Here is a 14,806-nt window from a genome sequence, read left to right on the forward strand (position 1 = left end):
GTCTCACGCTGGCTAGAACGCTTGCGCACCCTGCCCGACGCAGTGCGCGAGCAGATGAGCCTGGTACCTTAAAAACGTGGGGATACCTAAGGGTCCGGCACGGTTTCGACCCGCACATCGCGTGAGCCGTGGTAGTTGAGGGCAAGCATGTGGATCTCCTGAAGGCCGGCGGGGTGCGGCAATGCAGTGCAGTGTTTGCATTGGGCTGTTAAGCCGGTCAGCACATTGCGTGCGCACGGTGTGCACGTGCTTGCTCGACGACATCGCGTTGATGCGCATGTCACGTCTGGATAACCCGCGCGCTCGCAGGCTGATTTCACGCGCAGCACTGCGTTGCAACGCAACTGCGGTGATGCAAGCCCGACAATCAATGATCGCCACGTGCGATCACTCAGGAGATAGGCATGGGACTTTTCAAGATGATGACGGCCGGCGCCGTGGGTTATGTGGCATATAAGGCTTGGCAGCGTCATCAGGGTCTGGCAGCGGACACGCAAGTCGAGCAGGGCTTACGGGAGGATCGCCAAACCGCGCAATCTGCCATCGGGACCACGCCGCCGCATGGCGACCCACTGCGCGCCAATGTGGGTGATGCACGCGACCGCAAGCAGGCGCTGGGCGCGCTGGCCATCTTCAACGAGCAAGAGCGCACGCTAGCGCAGCTGGCCGTGGTCAAGGGCGTCGAGGGCGAGTTGCTGGATTTCGCACGCAAGATGGATGAAGCGCATAGCGCTGCACTGACCGACCTCAGCCGTTTCGCACCAGACCGCAGCGGTCCGCTCGGGCAAGCCGCATCTGCGCGTTCCAAGAGCGCACGCGACCAGCTACAAGCGTTGCACGGGCAGGCATTCGAAACGCAGTATCTGCAAACTGCCGTGCGCAGCCATGAGCAGGCGCTGGAGTTGCTGGACAAACAATTGAGCAGCGAGCCGGGCTCCAGCGATCTGGGCAAGGAACTGCAGCGCATGCGCGAAACCATCGCCGAGCATCTGGAGCATGCCAAGGCCCTCAGCGCGAAGCAGACCCAGCCCCACTAAGCTCAGTTAACAGTGATCAGATCAGCTGATAAACGGCTGCGCCGCCAGGTGGACGTGATCGTTGCTCGAGCAGGCTGCACCACTCGTACAACCGATTCTGAGAGTGGCTTGCACGCCCATCTGACGGAAGTCGGTGACACTCTACTAGCCGCCCTAGAGCCAGCAACATCGTGATGTTCGACCAGCGGCTAAGGCGGGTGCTTTGAACACTGGGTAACGTGTCTGTTGGGCGCGAACATTGAACTCCAAGTTGATCATCGCGCAACGTAGATAAGACAGGTAGTGAAAGCTGCCTGTCTTTTTGACTGAAGCATGGTGCGCGACTGCGCACTGTAGTCACCTGGCGCGACTGGACGCAGTGCGGTCTTGCGTTAGATTGAATCGGCAAGCCGAAGAATGTGCTTCTGATGCTGTCGTGCAGGTGGCGGCATGATTCGAAGCCAGCAGCAACCCTATCTCGGCCAAATAAACCCGCCTCCCCTCACGGGTGACGCGGGCGCGATCACACTACACGCGCGTCAAAGCGTGACAGCGCCGCCGGAGATCGTCAGCAGCGTGCCCGAGGTGTAGCTGGCCGTGTCGGCTGCGAGCATGACGTAGGCCGAGGCCAACTCCACCGGCTGCCCAGGACGTCCCATCGGTGTCTGCGCTCCGAAATTCTCCACCGATTCTTCGTCCATGCCGGAGGGAATGAATGGCGTCCAGATCGGGCCGGGCAGCACTGCGTTGACGCGAATCTTCTTTTCGGCAAGCACGCCCGCCAACCCAATGGTGAGATTGGCCAGCGCACCCTTGGTGGCCGCGTAAGGCAGGATGTTGGGGGTCGGCTTCTTCGATTGCACTGAGGCGGTGTTGATGATGGAGCCCCCATCTTTCATCAGTGGGGCCGACAGCCGCACCAGATTGAAGACGGCATGGACGTTGGTGTCGAAGGTCTTGCGCCACTCATCCAATGTGATGTCTTCGAAGCGTTCGAAATACTGCTGATAGCCGGCGTTGTTGACCAGGATATCCAGACCGCCGAACGTGCTGTTGACCTTGTCGATCAATGCGGCTGCCTGGCTAGGATCGCTGATATCGCACCCCACCAACAATGCCTTGACGCCGGCTTTCTCGATCAGTGCTCCGATCTTGGCGGCATCTTCCTGCTCATCAGGCAGAAACGCGATGGCCACATCGGCGCCTTCACGTGCATAGGCGATCGCAACGGCCGCACCGATGCCGCTGTCGCCACCGGTGATCAATGCACGCTTGCCCTTCAATTGCCCATGGCCGACGTAACTGTCTTCGCCGTGGTCCGGGCGTGGGTCCATCTTTTCGGTACGGCCCGGGAAGCTTTGCTGCTGGGGCTTGAATGGCGGGCGCGGGTAATTGGGTACGGGCATGATCGTCTCCTGACATTGGGTTCGCTGACGTGCAGCGCGCGAGTGCTGCGGTGAAAGCCAGTGTGAGCATGCAAACGTAAACATCCGGGCTAGGCGATGTCGGCAGCGCGTGTGCTGGCGACCCACGCGTGGGTGGTGCAGCTGTCTGTTCGGTTACGGAGTTGCATTGATCGGCGTGCGCGTCGCTGCGAACTTCATGTGTTCTTGCTCACTGCATTCGATACTGAGCGCATTGTCAGGAGACCTCCCATGTTTTTGCGCCGTAACGGGCTGTCGTTGTGTCTGCTTGCGCTGACCTTGTTTTTCATCGGCTGCCAGATCTATGCCGGGCTCCACGCCTACAACACGGAGCTACGCGAGCATGGATTGCCGACGCTGCAGCTGGCTGCCTATTTGCACGGCCCGCACTTCATGTCTGCGCTGTTCGAGAATTGGGAAAGCGAATTTTTGCAGATGGGCATGTACGTGTTGCTGACGGTCAAGTTGCGTCAGGTGGGGTCTGCGGAATCGCGCCCGCTCGACACCGATGAAGAGCCAACGTCGATCAAGCCAGGCCCTGCGCCGTGGCCGGTACGTGCCGGTGGACTGTGGCTGCGCCTGTACCAGCATTCGCTGGCGATCGCGTTTGGCATCCTGTTCCTGATGAGTTTTGTGTTGCATCTGATCGGCAGCTGGCGGCTGGAGCTGCTGGAACGTGCACAGAAGGGCATGCCACCGATCAGTATGCTCGACCATTTCACCGATGCCGGGTTCTGGTTCGAGTCGATGCAAAACTGGCAAAGCGAATTTCTGGCAGTGTTTTCACTGGTGGTCTTGACGATCTGGCTGCGCCAGAAGGACTCGCCACAATCCAAACCGGTCGAGGCGCCACATTCGCAAACCGGCGGATGATGGTGGTCGCAAGCCCGCTGCGCAGACACTAGGCGGACCCGCGAGAGAGCACTTCACGCCATCACACAGCGTCGTTCACCGCACTGCAATGTGCCTCTGTCTAGCGTGACATCACACCGCGACGCAGGAGATGCAGATGGGGACCGAACCGAAAAAACCATGGGGCCCTGACGCCGATCAGAGCAAGCCATTTACGCCGCAGGAAAGACGCAACGAAGATGCGCACTGGAAGGTGCACGACATGCCCGACCAGGACCGTGACGTGAACAAGGCCGACCCGGAGCACGATTACGAACGACCGGATGGATCGGAAAAGCGCTGAGATCCTCTCGTAATTCGATAGCATAACGCCCGCAAATGCTGGCGTTGTGCTATCTGCCACGTTGCGATGTCATGCCGGCACTCCACGCTGCGTAGCGCTGGAGCGGGCTCAATGGTGATAGCCCACATCGGCGGCGATCTTGCCGCGGAACACGCGATACGACCACACCGTATACCCCAGCACCAACGGCAACAGCACGACCAGGCCAACCAGCGGAAAGATCTGCGAGGATGGTGGCGCGGCGGCCTGCCAGATGGTGTAGCTCGGCGGCACCAGATACGGCCACATACCCAGCACCAGCCCGATAAAGCCCAGCACGAAGATCGCCAGCGTCAGCAGAAATGGCGTGGCATCGCTGCGCGAGCGGTCGCTGCTACGCCACAACGCCAGTGCCACTGCCGCGGTCACCACCGGAATGGGCGACAACCACCAGAAGTTGTCATCCGCGAACCAGCGCGCCATCACGTGCGAGCTCAGGAACGGCAGCCACGCGCTGACCAGCACAAGGAAGGTCACCACCACACCGACCAGCGGCTTGGTCAGCTGACGCGCCAGGGTGTGCGTGCGCCCCTCGGTCTTGAGGATCAACCAGGTGCTGCCGAGCAACGCATAGCCGAACACCAACGCTGCGCCGGTGAGCATGGTGAACGGGCTGAACCAGCCGAACACTCCGCCGATGTAGCGCCCATTCTCCAACGCCATGCCTTCCACCAGCGCGCCCAAGATGATGCCCTGCGCGAATGCGGTAAGGATCGAGCCGGCGATGAACGACAGCGTCCATAGTGGCCGCGAGCGTTGCGCCTTGAAGCGGAACTCGAAGGCCACACCGCGGAACACCAACGCCATCACCATCAACAGCACCGGCAGATACAGCCCCGACAGGATCACCGCGTACGCAGTCGGAAACGCTGCGAACAACCCTGCGCCGCCGAGCACCAGCCAGGTTTCGTTGCCGTCCCAGATCGGCGCTGCGGTGTTCATCATCAGGTCCACTTCCTGCTCGTCGCGTGCGAACGGCGCCAGCATGCCCAACCCCAAGACAAAGCCATCCAGCACCACGTACATCAGCACGCCAAAGCCGATGACGCCAAACCACACCACCGGCAACCAGTAGCTCAGTTCCATGGTGTGGTCTCCTGATCCAACGCGGTGTCTGCGGCCGACAACGGGCGTGCAGGGGTGTGTTCGCCGCCGGCCACATCCGGACCATCGCGACTGGGGTGCGGACCGGCGCGAACCAGCTTGGTCAGATAGAAGATGCCGAAACCGAACACGAACGCGTAGCCCAGCACGTACACCAGCAGCGACACCGCCACGGTCGCGGTCGATTGCGGGCCCATCGCGTCGGCGGTGCGCAGCAGCCCGTACACGACCCACGGCTGTCGCCCGATCTCGGTCACGAACCAACCGGCGACCAACGCGATAAAGCCGGCCGGCAGCATCACGTTCCAGGCCAGGATCAGCACTTTTGCATGCAGCCGGCCGCGCCACCATGCAATGGCAGAGACCCAGGACAGCAACAGCATCGCCATGCCCAGACCGACCATGATGCGGAACGCAAAGAACACCGGTACCACTGGCGGCCGCTGATCGCGCGGCACCGAGGTCAATGGGGTGATGTCGCCATCGGTGCTGTGGGTCAGGATCAGGCTGCCCAGGCGCGGGATCGCCACTTCATAGTCGTTGCGCTCGGCCTCGGCATTGGGCAGCGCAAACAGCACCAGCGGCACGCCGGCGCCGGCTTGTTCGCTATGCCAATGCGCTTCCATCGCCGCCACCTTGAGCGGCTGGTGTTCCAGCGTGTTGAGGCCATGCTGGTCGCCAACCATGACTTGGATTGGCAGCACGATGGCCGCAAAGGCCACCGACAGCCGTAACATGCGCGCAGCGTCGGGTAGATGCACGCCCTTGCGCAGGTAGTACGCTGCCACGCCGCCCACCACGAAGCAGGTGGTGATGAACGAGCCCAGCGCCATATGCGCAAGCCGATACGGAAACGAGGGATTGAAGATGATCTGCGTCCAGCGCACCGGATGCACGATGCCGTTGACCATCGCATAGCCCTGCGGCGTATGCAGCCAGCTGTTGGACGACAGGATCCAGAAAGTGGACACCAGCGTACCGATCGCCACCATGCAAGTGGCAAAGAAGTGCAGCTTCTCCGATACGCGGCCCCAGCCGAACAACATCACGCCAAGGAAGCTCGCTTCCAGAAAAAACGCGGTGAGCACCTCGTAACTCAGCAGCGGCCCGATCACGCCGCCGGCAATGCGGCTGAGCTCTGGCCAGTTGGCGCCGAACTGGAACGCCATCACGATACCGCTGACCACGCCCATGCCGAAGGACACGGCGAAGATGCGCAACCAGAAAAAATACAGCCGCTTCCATCCCTCGTCGTGCGTGCGCAGCCAACGCCATTCCAGAAAGCCCAGCAGATTCGCCAGGCCAATGGTGAAGGCAGGGAACAGCACATGGAACGAAATGACGAAGGCGAACTGGATGCGGGACAACAGCAGCGCTTCCACAGGAATCTCCCTGATGCCGGGCTAGGATGCGTCTACGACGGCACTGGCGTGGTGATGGCAATGACGGGCGTCACGGTGATCGTATGGTCGAGGCTGATGTGCGGATAGGTGGCGATGAAATGCGCGGCTCTGACGCTTAACGTTTCACGATCGTTCAAGCTGCAAGCGTGGCCGCATGCGGCAGCAGGGTGGGGGTGGCTGGACCGCAGTGCCACTGCGGTCGGGTTGTGTTGTTGCGTTCGGCATCCGTGCCCGCGTCTGCAGACCTGTGTCGGTGCGCTGGCTACGCGCTGCGCAAATGCCGCAGGCAGCGCGGCGCCAGCCAGTCGGCAAGGGCTGCATTGGTCGAACCTGGCGTCAAACACAGGGCCTCGCGCACAGCCTTGACCGCTTGCGATTCGGTCAGGTCCGGCTGCGTGTTGTACGCCTCGCAGACTGCGCGCACGGTGCCTTCCGGGATGCCATCGAAGGGGTGATAGCCGAGCTGGCCGCGTCGGTGCTGGTCCCGCCAATACGTCAATTCACTTTGCACATCGGCGTGGCGATGTACCGAAACTGCTTGCATGAGACACCTCGCGCGGCTAAGTCGGGAAGCAATGGTTGCGCGTCGAAAGTACGTTGCTGTGAGGATGGCCTACACGCCTTCTCCACACGGCACGCGCCGGCAATGGATCACGCCTCAGGCCACTACTTTGACTGGTCGACTGGTCTGACAGCACTCGGCATCTGCTCACGTCGGCGCCGGCTAAACTTCCGGTTGCGATGGATGCAACAGCACAAGCGAACTGATCCATTGCGTTGAGCCCGACGGTGCGCCTCAAGAATGCGCGGCAACAGTGCCGGCAAACCTTGCACTGTTTGGCGTTTCGGCATGCCCGACGCGGCGACCGACCCCGACCATGACGCTTGGCACTGGCAAATTGCTGCCCAGCCATGCGTACTGCGCGCATGACACGGCGAGCTCGACTTGGGGGAAGAGCGCCGTTCGATCACGATGGTCGTGACTGCAGCGAGCAATCTCGTGGTGATGCGCAGGCGTATTTTTCGCGCCGCTGTCACAATTCTCAACTGAACATGTAGTAGTCATTGCGGACAAAAGCGCTCATGGACCGTCTTTCCTGCGCCATCATCGACGACGACGTGGAGTTCTGCGATCAGGTGGTGGAGTTAGCCACCGATAGCGGCTTCCGTGCCAAGGGCATCCACACGCTTGGCGAAGCCAGCCGTTGGCTGGACAGCAATTTCCCCGATCTATTGGTCGTGGACGTTGGCCTGCCCGACGGCAGCGGTTTCGATCTCATCGAGCGGTTGGACCCGGACCACACCCCGAAGATCGTGGTGGTGTCGGGCGATTACGCCTATGAAACCCAAGGCCGCGCGCAGCAGTTCGGCGTCAGCGAGTTCCTGACCAAGCCCTTTGCGCCGGAGCGCCTGGAACGCGTGCTGGGCGGCCTGCGCGACGCGCAGCAAGGCAATCTGGGCATCATCGGCAACAGCGACAGCATCGTGCTGTTGCGCAAGGACATCGTGCGCGTGGCGCCGACCGATTTGAATGTGCTGGTGACCGGCGAGACCGGCACCGGCAAGGATCTGGTCGCCCGTGCCATCCACCGGGTGTCCGGCCGTCGCGGTCGCTTCGTGCCGGTCAACTGCGGCTCGATTCCGGAAGAGTTGCTGGCCAGCCAGCTGTTCGGCCACGAGCGCGGCAGCTTCACCGGTGCCGATCGCCGGCACGCCGGATTTCTGGAACAGGCCGACGACGGTACGCTGTTTCTGGATGAGATCGGCGAGATGCCCAAGCGGCTGCAGGTCTATCTGCTGCGGGCGATCGAGTCGCGCAGTTTCATGCGCGTTGGCGGCAATGAAGAGATTCCGCTCAATGCCCGCGTTGTCGCGGCCACCCACCAGCATGTGCAGCGCGAGCACGCCGTGCTGCGCGAGGACTTGTTCTACCGCCTCAACGAGTACCCGATCCAGGTGCCGGCGCTGCGCGAACGCCGCGGCGATGCGCGCGTGCTGGGGCTGCGCGTGATCGACGAACTCAACGTCAAATACGGCAAGCGCAAGCTGCCGACCAAGTCGCTGCTGCGCTATCTGGCGTATCACACCTGGCCGGGCAATGTGCGCGAGCTGCGCTCGTTCATCCACTATCTGTATCTGCGCACAGACGGCGATTTGCTGACGGCGCCGGATGTGGAGCAGACCGTGCCGCAGGCCGACGAAGACGGCTTGCTGATTCCGGCCGGCTGGACCATGCGTCAGGCCGAAGACGCCATGATCGAATCGGCCCTGGCACGGACGCGCTTCAACAAGAAGGCGGCGGCACGCGAGTTGGGGATCAGCGTGCGCACGCTGCACAACCGACTGAGCGACAAGGACGCGTAGTGAGCGATGCTGCATCGCACGGCCGGCAGCGCGAGCTGCTGCATCAGCTGCGTAACCGTCTCAATGTGATGGGCTTTGCGCTGTATGCCCTGCGTGGCGATACCTCCAAGCCAATGGAGACGCTACGCACTGCACATCAGTCGGCCATCCTGTTGCTCAATGAATTGGGCGAACAGGAGCGCGCCGAGCAGCGCGCTGATGGCCCGCATGTAGAGGTACCACCGCCAGCGTCGTCAAACGACGACACCTGATCAGTAACGTTCGGCCGCTTGAGTCTGCTTGCTGAGCAGCATGGTGATGGTGCGCGGGTTGTACGGCTTCATGCAGTACGACAGGAGCGCGACGCGCGGCGGCAGTATGTAGCGGTGGTAGCCGGAACAGAACTAGAGCGGCACCCCACGCGCCAATAGCGCATCGGCAACCGGAAAAACCGTGTATAGCCACAGACGTCGACGTGCAGCAGCGCACTATCTATGGCCTGTCCGGAGTTTGGCAGCGGTAGCGCGTCCGTTATCTTGCCAACCGGCGTCATTGCGCGCGTACCTGCTTTGATGAGCGAATCGTCGAGCGCTTCGGCCAACGGATAATCGTCTTCGTTCACCGGGATGCGTCGGCCAGTCAGCGGTGCGCCGTAGCCCCTATCGATCACCGCTGCAATGATCTGCCGTAATCTGCGACGATTGGATGACGCTCCACCGACCAACCATATTGGCTAACGGTGGAGCGTTGGTTTTGAGAATGTGCCCGCAAGCTGCAGGCAACGGGGGGCGGCGGTGTGCCGCCCCGCGAGATGGATCAGGCCGCCTTGCTGGTCTTGGCGGCTTTCTGGTTGCCGCCCTGTTCGGCGAGCAGGGTCAGCTTTTCATCGGTGGCCTTTTCTTCTTCCAGCGTTGCCAGCAGCAGCGGCAGCGCATCGGTGTAGCCGAGTTGCTTGGCCATCGCCGCAATGGTGCCGTAGGAAGCGATTTCGTAATGTTCCACCTTCTGTGCGCCACCGATCAGTGCGGCATCGCGGACCGGGCCGGCTTCGATTTCTTCGATCACTTCGCGGCTTTCTTCGACCAGGCCTTCCATCGCCGCGCACTTGATGCGCTTGAGCTTGATGCCGAGCACGTCGACCACCTGGTCGATGCGTTCGATTTGCCCCTGGGTTTCTTCCAGATGGGTTTCGAATGCGCTTTTCAATTTCGGTTCGGTCGCCGCACGTGCGAGGCGCGGCAGCGATTTGGTGAGTTGTTTTTCGGCGCTGTAGATGTCCGACAGCTCATGGATGAAAAGTTCTTCGACAGTCTTGATCGCCATGGGTGGCTCCTGGTGTGGGTCAGAGGTTTGAAGCGTGGCATTCACCGCTGGGTGGTCACGCGTTCTTGTTGTTCGCGTCCGATAAAAAACGCGAGTGCGATTGCTTGTTGGTGCGCCCTGCCATGTGTCATGTCGAGCTGGCCTCAGGCCGTACCGCGTGATTGCTAAGCTAGCCCTGCGAGTGTTAGCGTCATCGGTGGAAACGGTGATCCCGGTGCGATGACGACCTGTGCCATACCGGAATGTGTGCACGCATCGCTCACACAGGCGTGAGTTAACCCACAGCCGCGCTGTGGCAGATGTTTCGCTTCATGGTGCGCGAATCGCCGTCGCTGATCGGGCTGTGCGGATGCGCAGCAGCATTAGGACGGATGCTTTCTTGCCGAGTTACGGACAGGCCATGCGCGGAAATTACACAGGCAATGACATGCCTGTCGGCATCATGTGTCCTGCAGCGCAGACCGATGCACTACAACGAATGCACACGCCCGCACGCGATGTCCTATGACTCCGCTGGATAAACCATTACGTCGCGAACTGCAGATCGGCGACCAGGCGTATCCGTTGGTGATCGACCCCGACGGTTTGAAGTTGGTCGAAAAAGGCAAACGCAAGGGCGTGCGCTCGCGGTGGGACGCGCTGGTTAACGGCGATGCCGCATTGGCCATCGCCTTGAATGCGTCACTCAGCGATGGGTGCGGCGCTCAAGGCGCAGTGCATAGCGCCGGGATGGACGCGTACCTCAGCTTGTCGGAAATAACTGCGCCAGCGTGCGCACTGCCGCTTCGGTTGCGGCACGGTCGGGAGTTGCATCGGCATTGTTGAAGTCGTTGCTGCCCTGGGCCTGCACCAGCAGCCCATCGCGACGCGGCACCACGTTGAGATTGTGGCCGCGCCAGACCAGCCCGTAGGTGACCTCCGGTTGCGGGATCAGGCGCGCGGTCTGGCCACGCACCGGAATCACGCTGTCGTCGCCCAGCAGCGCACGCGCGCCGTAGCCGGTGGCGTTGACCACGATTTTTTCGCGCAGGTCGGCAAACTGACGCGGATCGTCGAAGCTGCGCGTGTAAAGCTCGCCGCCCGCCTGCAGAAAATCCTGCAGCAACAGCCGCGCATATGCGCTGATGTTGAAAGTCAGCTGGCTGTAGCGCCGCACGAACGGCACCGGGAACGGGTGGCTGCCGGCACTCAGTGCGTGCGAGCGCGGGCCAAGGTCGTGCAGCAGCGTGCGCTCCAGTGGCGGGTAGTCCGGCTCGTGCGCTTCGGCCGAGGCGATGGGTTGATCGAACGGCACATCCGACAGCGCGTAGCCATCGCGCCATTCGATCGGCTCGCCGGGCAAACCAAGCAGCGTCTGATACCGGCGAAAGGAGATCCGCGCCATCTCTTCCCAGCGCGTCTTGAAATCGGCTTTAGCGTACTCGCTGGTACACACGCGCGAATCCGGCGACCACACGCCGGTGGCATAGAACGAGCGCACGTCCGGCAGCCGCTCGCGGGCATAAATGCGCACGCGCAGGCCGGCGCGTTGCGCTGCCACCGCCGTGGTCAGCCCAATCGCGCCACAGCCGATCACTGCCAGCGCGCGCACGTTTGCATCGGCTGCGCGCACCAGTCGCAACGTGTGTTCGGCTGCGCCCCACGACAACGACCAACCGCTGCCGCCGTGCCCGTAGTTATGCACCACCGTCTTACGCCCGATGCGTTCTGCCTCGATGCGGGGGCCTTGCGCACGGAACGGCCGGGTGCAGCCGTCGATGGCGATGATGCGATCGACCGATGCGCGGATCGGCGCCAGTGCAGGCGGGTTAGCGAACGACATCGCCGGCCCGTCGGATGCCGGCAACGGAGCGGACGGCGCAATGGCGGCCCTGCCGTTGGCAGCCCAACTGCCGGTCGAAGCGGCCGCAAGCGCAAGGCCTGCGCTGTGCAGAAAATGACGGCGTTGCATGCGACTCCTGCGAGATGAGTTGGAGATTTGCCGGCCCACTGCGATGTCTGCCGCGCCGACGTTCCGCAGCCACACGGCGGTGTCGCCCGATGGCACTAGATAGCTGCTTGGCACGACAGCGTGCTCGGCCGCATAGCGCACAGTAACCACGCAAGCGGCCTGTTGCTTGCCCATGGCGAGCATACCGCGCAGGCCCCCGTGCCGCCGACCTGCCAGGTCGGGTTTCATCCTGCGATCCGGGCAGTTGAGGTGGCGCTGGCGGCCATTCGTCGCCCGGGGCTTTCGCAGTGGCACGCGGCGGCTATGCTCGCTCCCGTCCCATCTTTCGACGAGTCCCTCCCGTGTCTGCCAGCGTCTTTCTGATCGTGCGTATCGTGTTTGCCTGGGCCGCCGCATTGGTGGTGGCCGGCATCATGTGGGCGCAGCTGTTCGACTCGGTCGGTGCGTTTTTCAGCCTGATCTGCATCGTGCTGCTGGCGCTGGCGCTGGCGCTGGCGTTGATGAGTGCGATCACCCACGTGCGGCGGGTACGCCTGATCGCCGGGCGGCTGGATCATGCCACCTTGTCCACCCGCCAGCGGCGGCAGATCGAAGTGCCGCTGGAGGTGCAGGCCAGCTTTTCGATGGTGGAAGAGGCGGTGCGTGCCTTGCCGCGCGTGCAGGACATCGAAAGCGCGCCCGGCAGCCTGCTGATCCGCGCCAAGATCCGCCGCATCGATCCGTATGCAGGCCGCAAGCCGTCGCGCTGGAATCTGTTTGCGCGCTTTGCCATCACCCACAACCAGGTACTGGTGACCATTGCGCCGGGGCAGGGCACCAGCAGCGTCACCGTGTTGTGCGAGCCCGATGCCGGCGCCTGGGTGGATCTGTTCGCGGTGGACGAGGGCAGCAATTACGAGAATGCCGAGGCGATCAATCGCGCGGTGGTGCGCCGGGTCGGCGAGCAACGTCGCGACGAGCAGGCCGCTGCCGAGCAATCGGTGATGGAAAAGGAACTGGCCGTGGCGCGCTTGAACCTGCTGCATGCGCAGGTGGAACCGCACTTTCTCTACAACACGCTGGCCAGCGCCCAGGTCCTTGCGCGCACCGATCCGCCGCGCGCCGACATCATGATCGGCCACTTGATCCAGTACCTGCGCCGCTCGCTGCCCAGCGCCGACGATGCCACTTCCACATTGGGCGAAGAGCTCGAACGCACCCAGGCCTACCTGGAGATCCTGCGCATCCGCATGGGCGCACGGCTGGCGCTGCAGGTGGAAGTGCCCTACGAGCTGCGCGGCCTGCCGTTGCCGTCAATGATGTTGCAGACGCTGGTGGAAAACGCCATCAAGCACGGTCTGGAGCCCAAGCCCGGCGGTGGCACCGTGTGGATCCTGGCGCGCCGCCTGGACGAGCACCAGGCCACGCTGACCGTGGCCGACGACGGCCAAGGCTTCAACACCCATAGCCACGGCACCGGCATCGGGCTGAAGAACCTGCGCGAGCGGCTGCAGTTGATCTACGCCGGCAAGGCGAGTTTTGCCATCGTGTCCAATTTCCCCAGCGGCGTGGCGGCCACGCTCACGCTGCCCTTGCCGGCGCAACCGGCCGCACCGCGCCCGCCGCCGTTGCCTGACACTGCCACGGCCGTGCAGGTGCAGGCATGAGCGCGCTACGTGCGGTGATTGCCGAAGACGAAGCGCTGCTGCGGCAGTCCTTGCTCGCGCTGCTGGCCGAGGTGTGCCCGCAACTGCAGGTGGTCGGCGAATGCGAAGACGGCGCCAGCGCGCTGGAGACCATCGCCACTCAGCAGCCGGATGTGGTGTTTCTGGACATCCGCATGCCCGGCCTCACCGGCATCGAGGTGGCACGCGCGATGCGCGAGGTGAGCCCGCGCACGCAGGTGGTGTTCGTCACCGCCTACGATCAATACGCCATCGATGCGTTCGAACACGGCGCGGTGGATTACCTGCTCAAGCCGATCAATCGCGACCGCCTGCAGGCCACCTGGCAACGCGTGCAGCAACGCGCCGCCGCCGGTCAGCCGGACAACGGCTTGCTGGAAGCGCTCTTGCAGCAGCTGGCCGCGCGTCCGGTAGCGCCCGGCGTCGCGCCGCCACTGGCTTGGCTCACCGCCACCAGCGGCCGCGAGACGCGTTTGATCGCACTGGACGAGGTGGCGTATTTCCAGGCCGATCAGAAATACACCACGGTGATGACGGCCGGCGCTGAGGCGCTGCTGCGCACCCCGCTGCGCGAGTTGCTCGATGTGCTCGACCCGCAGGTGTTCAAGCAGATCCACCGCTCCACCATCGTCAACATGAAGGCGGTGGCCTCGGTGGTGCGCGAGGACACCGGCAAAGGCCGGCTGGCGCTGCGCGGGCGCAGCGAAACGCTCACCGTCAGCCAGCCGTTCATGACCCTGTTCCGCGGCATGTAATCCCCCGTCTCCCCCCATACCGCATCGACACGAAAGGACTGCCTCCATGCGCCTGATCGCCTCCCTGGTGTATTGCCTGCTCGCCCTGGCCGGCTGCCACGAACGCAACGGCACCACCTCGATCACCCGCGCCACCAGCGATGGCCGCGACGTGCTTTTCAGCAAGACCCAGGTCACCGACGCCGAGACCAATGTGCACTGCCTGGCCAGCAGCAGCGGCCAGTGCCATTACCTGATCTATGAAGAGCAGTGTCCAGCTGCCACACCCACCGCCGCGTCTAGCGGCAGCACACCGGCGCCGGCGTGTGCGCGCAAGACGTTGGACAGCTTTGCGCTGCTGCCAGGCCAGGTGCGTGCGCTGCGCGGCCTTCCGGCCGCGGCGCACACCTGCGTGGGCCGCGATGCGCCCGCTGCGCAGTGCCACGGGTAGGCCGCAGCGTCTGTCGTCGCGTCGTCGCCTGATCGCTGCAACATCGGCGATCAGGGCTTAGGGGCGCGCGGTGTCGCCCGGCATTCTCGTAGCGTGCCTGAATACGCACTGACGGCAAGCGGTCGCATCTGCGATCATTACCGGCTTGTTGCCGGGTCA

General features: G+C 63.1%; 15 protein-coding genes and 2 pseudogenes. 9 read left to right on the top strand and 8 right to left on the bottom strand.

Annotation, left to right across the window (positions count from 1 at the left end; all coding sequences use genetic code 11):
- Positions 1 to 404 precede the first annotated feature (404 nt).
- Positions 405 to 1,037, top strand: coding sequence for a DUF4142 domain-containing protein (locus XdyCFBP7245_RS06965; protein WP_104614999.1), 633 nt, complete (start codon positions 405 to 407; stop codon positions 1,035 to 1,037).
- A 518-nt stretch (positions 1,038 to 1,555) separates the two neighbouring features.
- On the opposite strand, the gene XdyCFBP7245_RS06970 is transcribed toward XdyCFBP7245_RS06965, so the two are convergent.
- Complete coding sequence (locus tag XdyCFBP7245_RS06970; protein ID WP_104615000.1) at positions 1,556 to 2,422, bottom strand: SDR family oxidoreductase; 867 nt, start codon at positions 2,420 to 2,422, stop codon at positions 1,556 to 1,558.
- A 249-nt stretch (positions 2,423 to 2,671) separates the two neighbouring features.
- On the opposite strand from XdyCFBP7245_RS06970, the gene XdyCFBP7245_RS06975 reads away from it, so the two are divergent.
- Together XdyCFBP7245_RS06975 and XdyCFBP7245_RS06980 are read left to right on the top strand one after the other, a co-directional pair.
- Positions 2,672 to 3,313 (top strand): DUF6766 family protein, encoded by a 642-nt coding sequence (locus tag XdyCFBP7245_RS06975; protein WP_104615001.1) that lies wholly within the window; start codon positions 2,672 to 2,674, stop codon positions 3,311 to 3,313.
- A gap of 136 nt (positions 3,314 to 3,449) precedes the next feature.
- Positions 3,450 to 3,635, top strand: a complete 186-nt coding sequence (locus XdyCFBP7245_RS06980; RefSeq protein ID WP_170068556.1) for a hypothetical protein — start codon at positions 3,450 to 3,452, stop codon at positions 3,633 to 3,635.
- 108 nt (positions 3,636 to 3,743) lie between these two features.
- Here XdyCFBP7245_RS06980 and cydB read toward each other — a convergent pair whose 3' ends face one another.
- From cydB to XdyCFBP7245_RS06995, 4 genes are all read right to left on the bottom strand, one after another.
- Complete coding sequence (gene cydB / locus XdyCFBP7245_RS06985; protein WP_104615003.1) at positions 3,744 to 4,760, bottom strand: cytochrome d ubiquinol oxidase subunit II; 1,017 nt, start codon at positions 4,758 to 4,760, stop codon at positions 3,744 to 3,746.
- A complete protein-coding gene (locus XdyCFBP7245_RS06990) occupies positions 4,751 to 6,160 on the bottom strand; it encodes a cytochrome ubiquinol oxidase subunit I (RefSeq protein WP_104615004.1) in 1,410 nt (469 codons plus the stop codon). Before XdyCFBP7245_RS06990 ends, cydB begins: the two co-directional genes overlap by 10 nt.
- Positions 6,161 to 6,192: 32 nt before the next feature.
- Positions 6,193 to 6,318 carry a hypothetical protein gene (locus XdyCFBP7245_RS24740; protein ID WP_280523187.1) on the bottom strand — a complete coding sequence of 42 codons (126 nt, stop codon included), beginning with the start codon at positions 6,316 to 6,318 and terminating at the stop codon, positions 6,193 to 6,195.
- A 125-nt stretch (positions 6,319 to 6,443) separates the two neighbouring features.
- Positions 6,444 to 6,725, bottom strand: a complete 282-nt coding sequence (locus XdyCFBP7245_RS06995; protein WP_104615005.1) for a hypothetical protein — start codon at positions 6,723 to 6,725, stop codon at positions 6,444 to 6,446.
- Between the two features lie 539 nt (positions 6,726 to 7,264).
- Between XdyCFBP7245_RS06995 and XdyCFBP7245_RS07005 the strand changes: the two genes are divergently transcribed.
- Complete coding sequence (locus XdyCFBP7245_RS07005) at positions 7,265 to 8,545, top strand: sigma-54-dependent transcriptional regulator (protein ID WP_104615007.1); 1,281 nt, start codon at positions 7,265 to 7,267, stop codon at positions 8,543 to 8,545.
- Positions 8,546 to 8,613: 68 nt separating this feature from the next.
- A complete protein-coding gene (locus tag XdyCFBP7245_RS07010) occupies positions 8,614 to 8,796 on the top strand; it encodes a hypothetical protein (protein WP_342352084.1) in 183 nt (60 codons plus the stop codon).
- On the opposite strand, the pseudogene XdyCFBP7245_RS24150 reads toward XdyCFBP7245_RS07010, so the two are convergent.
- Both XdyCFBP7245_RS24150 and XdyCFBP7245_RS07020 read right to left on the bottom strand, forming a co-directional pair.
- Positions 8,797 to 9,191: pseudogene (locus tag XdyCFBP7245_RS24150) on the bottom strand (response regulator).
- A gap of 149 nt (positions 9,192 to 9,340) precedes the next feature.
- Complete coding sequence (locus XdyCFBP7245_RS07020) at positions 9,341 to 9,847, bottom strand: YciE/YciF ferroxidase family protein (RefSeq protein ID WP_104615008.1); 507 nt, start codon at positions 9,845 to 9,847, stop codon at positions 9,341 to 9,343.
- Between the two features lie 504 nt (positions 9,848 to 10,351).
- Here XdyCFBP7245_RS07020 and XdyCFBP7245_RS07025 point away from each other — a divergent pair.
- Positions 10,352 to 10,540 (top strand): annotated as a pseudogene (locus XdyCFBP7245_RS07025) (hypothetical protein); the annotation flags it as partial.
- Between the two features lie 49 nt (positions 10,541 to 10,589).
- Here XdyCFBP7245_RS07025 and XdyCFBP7245_RS07030 read toward each other — a convergent pair.
- A complete protein-coding gene (locus XdyCFBP7245_RS07030; protein WP_104615108.1) occupies positions 10,590 to 11,798 on the bottom strand; it encodes an FAD-dependent oxidoreductase in 1,209 nt (402 codons plus the stop codon).
- Between the two features lie 341 nt (positions 11,799 to 12,139).
- On the opposite strand from XdyCFBP7245_RS07030, the gene XdyCFBP7245_RS07035 reads away from it, so the two are divergent.
- Genes XdyCFBP7245_RS07035 through XdyCFBP7245_RS07045 form a run of 3 tightly spaced genes read left to right on the top strand, consistent with a single transcriptional unit; the run spans position 12,140 to position 14,647 of the window.
- Positions 12,140 to 13,444 (top strand): sensor histidine kinase, encoded by a 1,305-nt coding sequence (locus XdyCFBP7245_RS07035; RefSeq protein ID WP_104615009.1) that lies wholly within the window; start codon positions 12,140 to 12,142, stop codon positions 13,442 to 13,444.
- Complete coding sequence (locus XdyCFBP7245_RS07040) at positions 13,441 to 14,217, top strand: LytR/AlgR family response regulator transcription factor (RefSeq protein ID WP_104615010.1); 777 nt, start codon at positions 13,441 to 13,443, stop codon at positions 14,215 to 14,217. The genes XdyCFBP7245_RS07035 and XdyCFBP7245_RS07040 overlap by 4 nt, the downstream gene beginning before the upstream one ends.
- Positions 14,218 to 14,263: 46 nt before the next feature.
- On the top strand, positions 14,264 to 14,647 hold the full coding sequence (locus XdyCFBP7245_RS07045; protein WP_104615011.1) for a hypothetical protein: 384 nt from the start codon (positions 14,264 to 14,266) through the stop codon (positions 14,645 to 14,647).
- Positions 14,648 to 14,806: the final 159 nt, after the last annotated feature.

It is taken from the genome of Xanthomonas dyei (genome assembly GCF_002939865.1).
GTDB classification, from domain to species: Bacteria; Pseudomonadota; Gammaproteobacteria; order Xanthomonadales; family Xanthomonadaceae; genus Xanthomonas; species Xanthomonas dyei.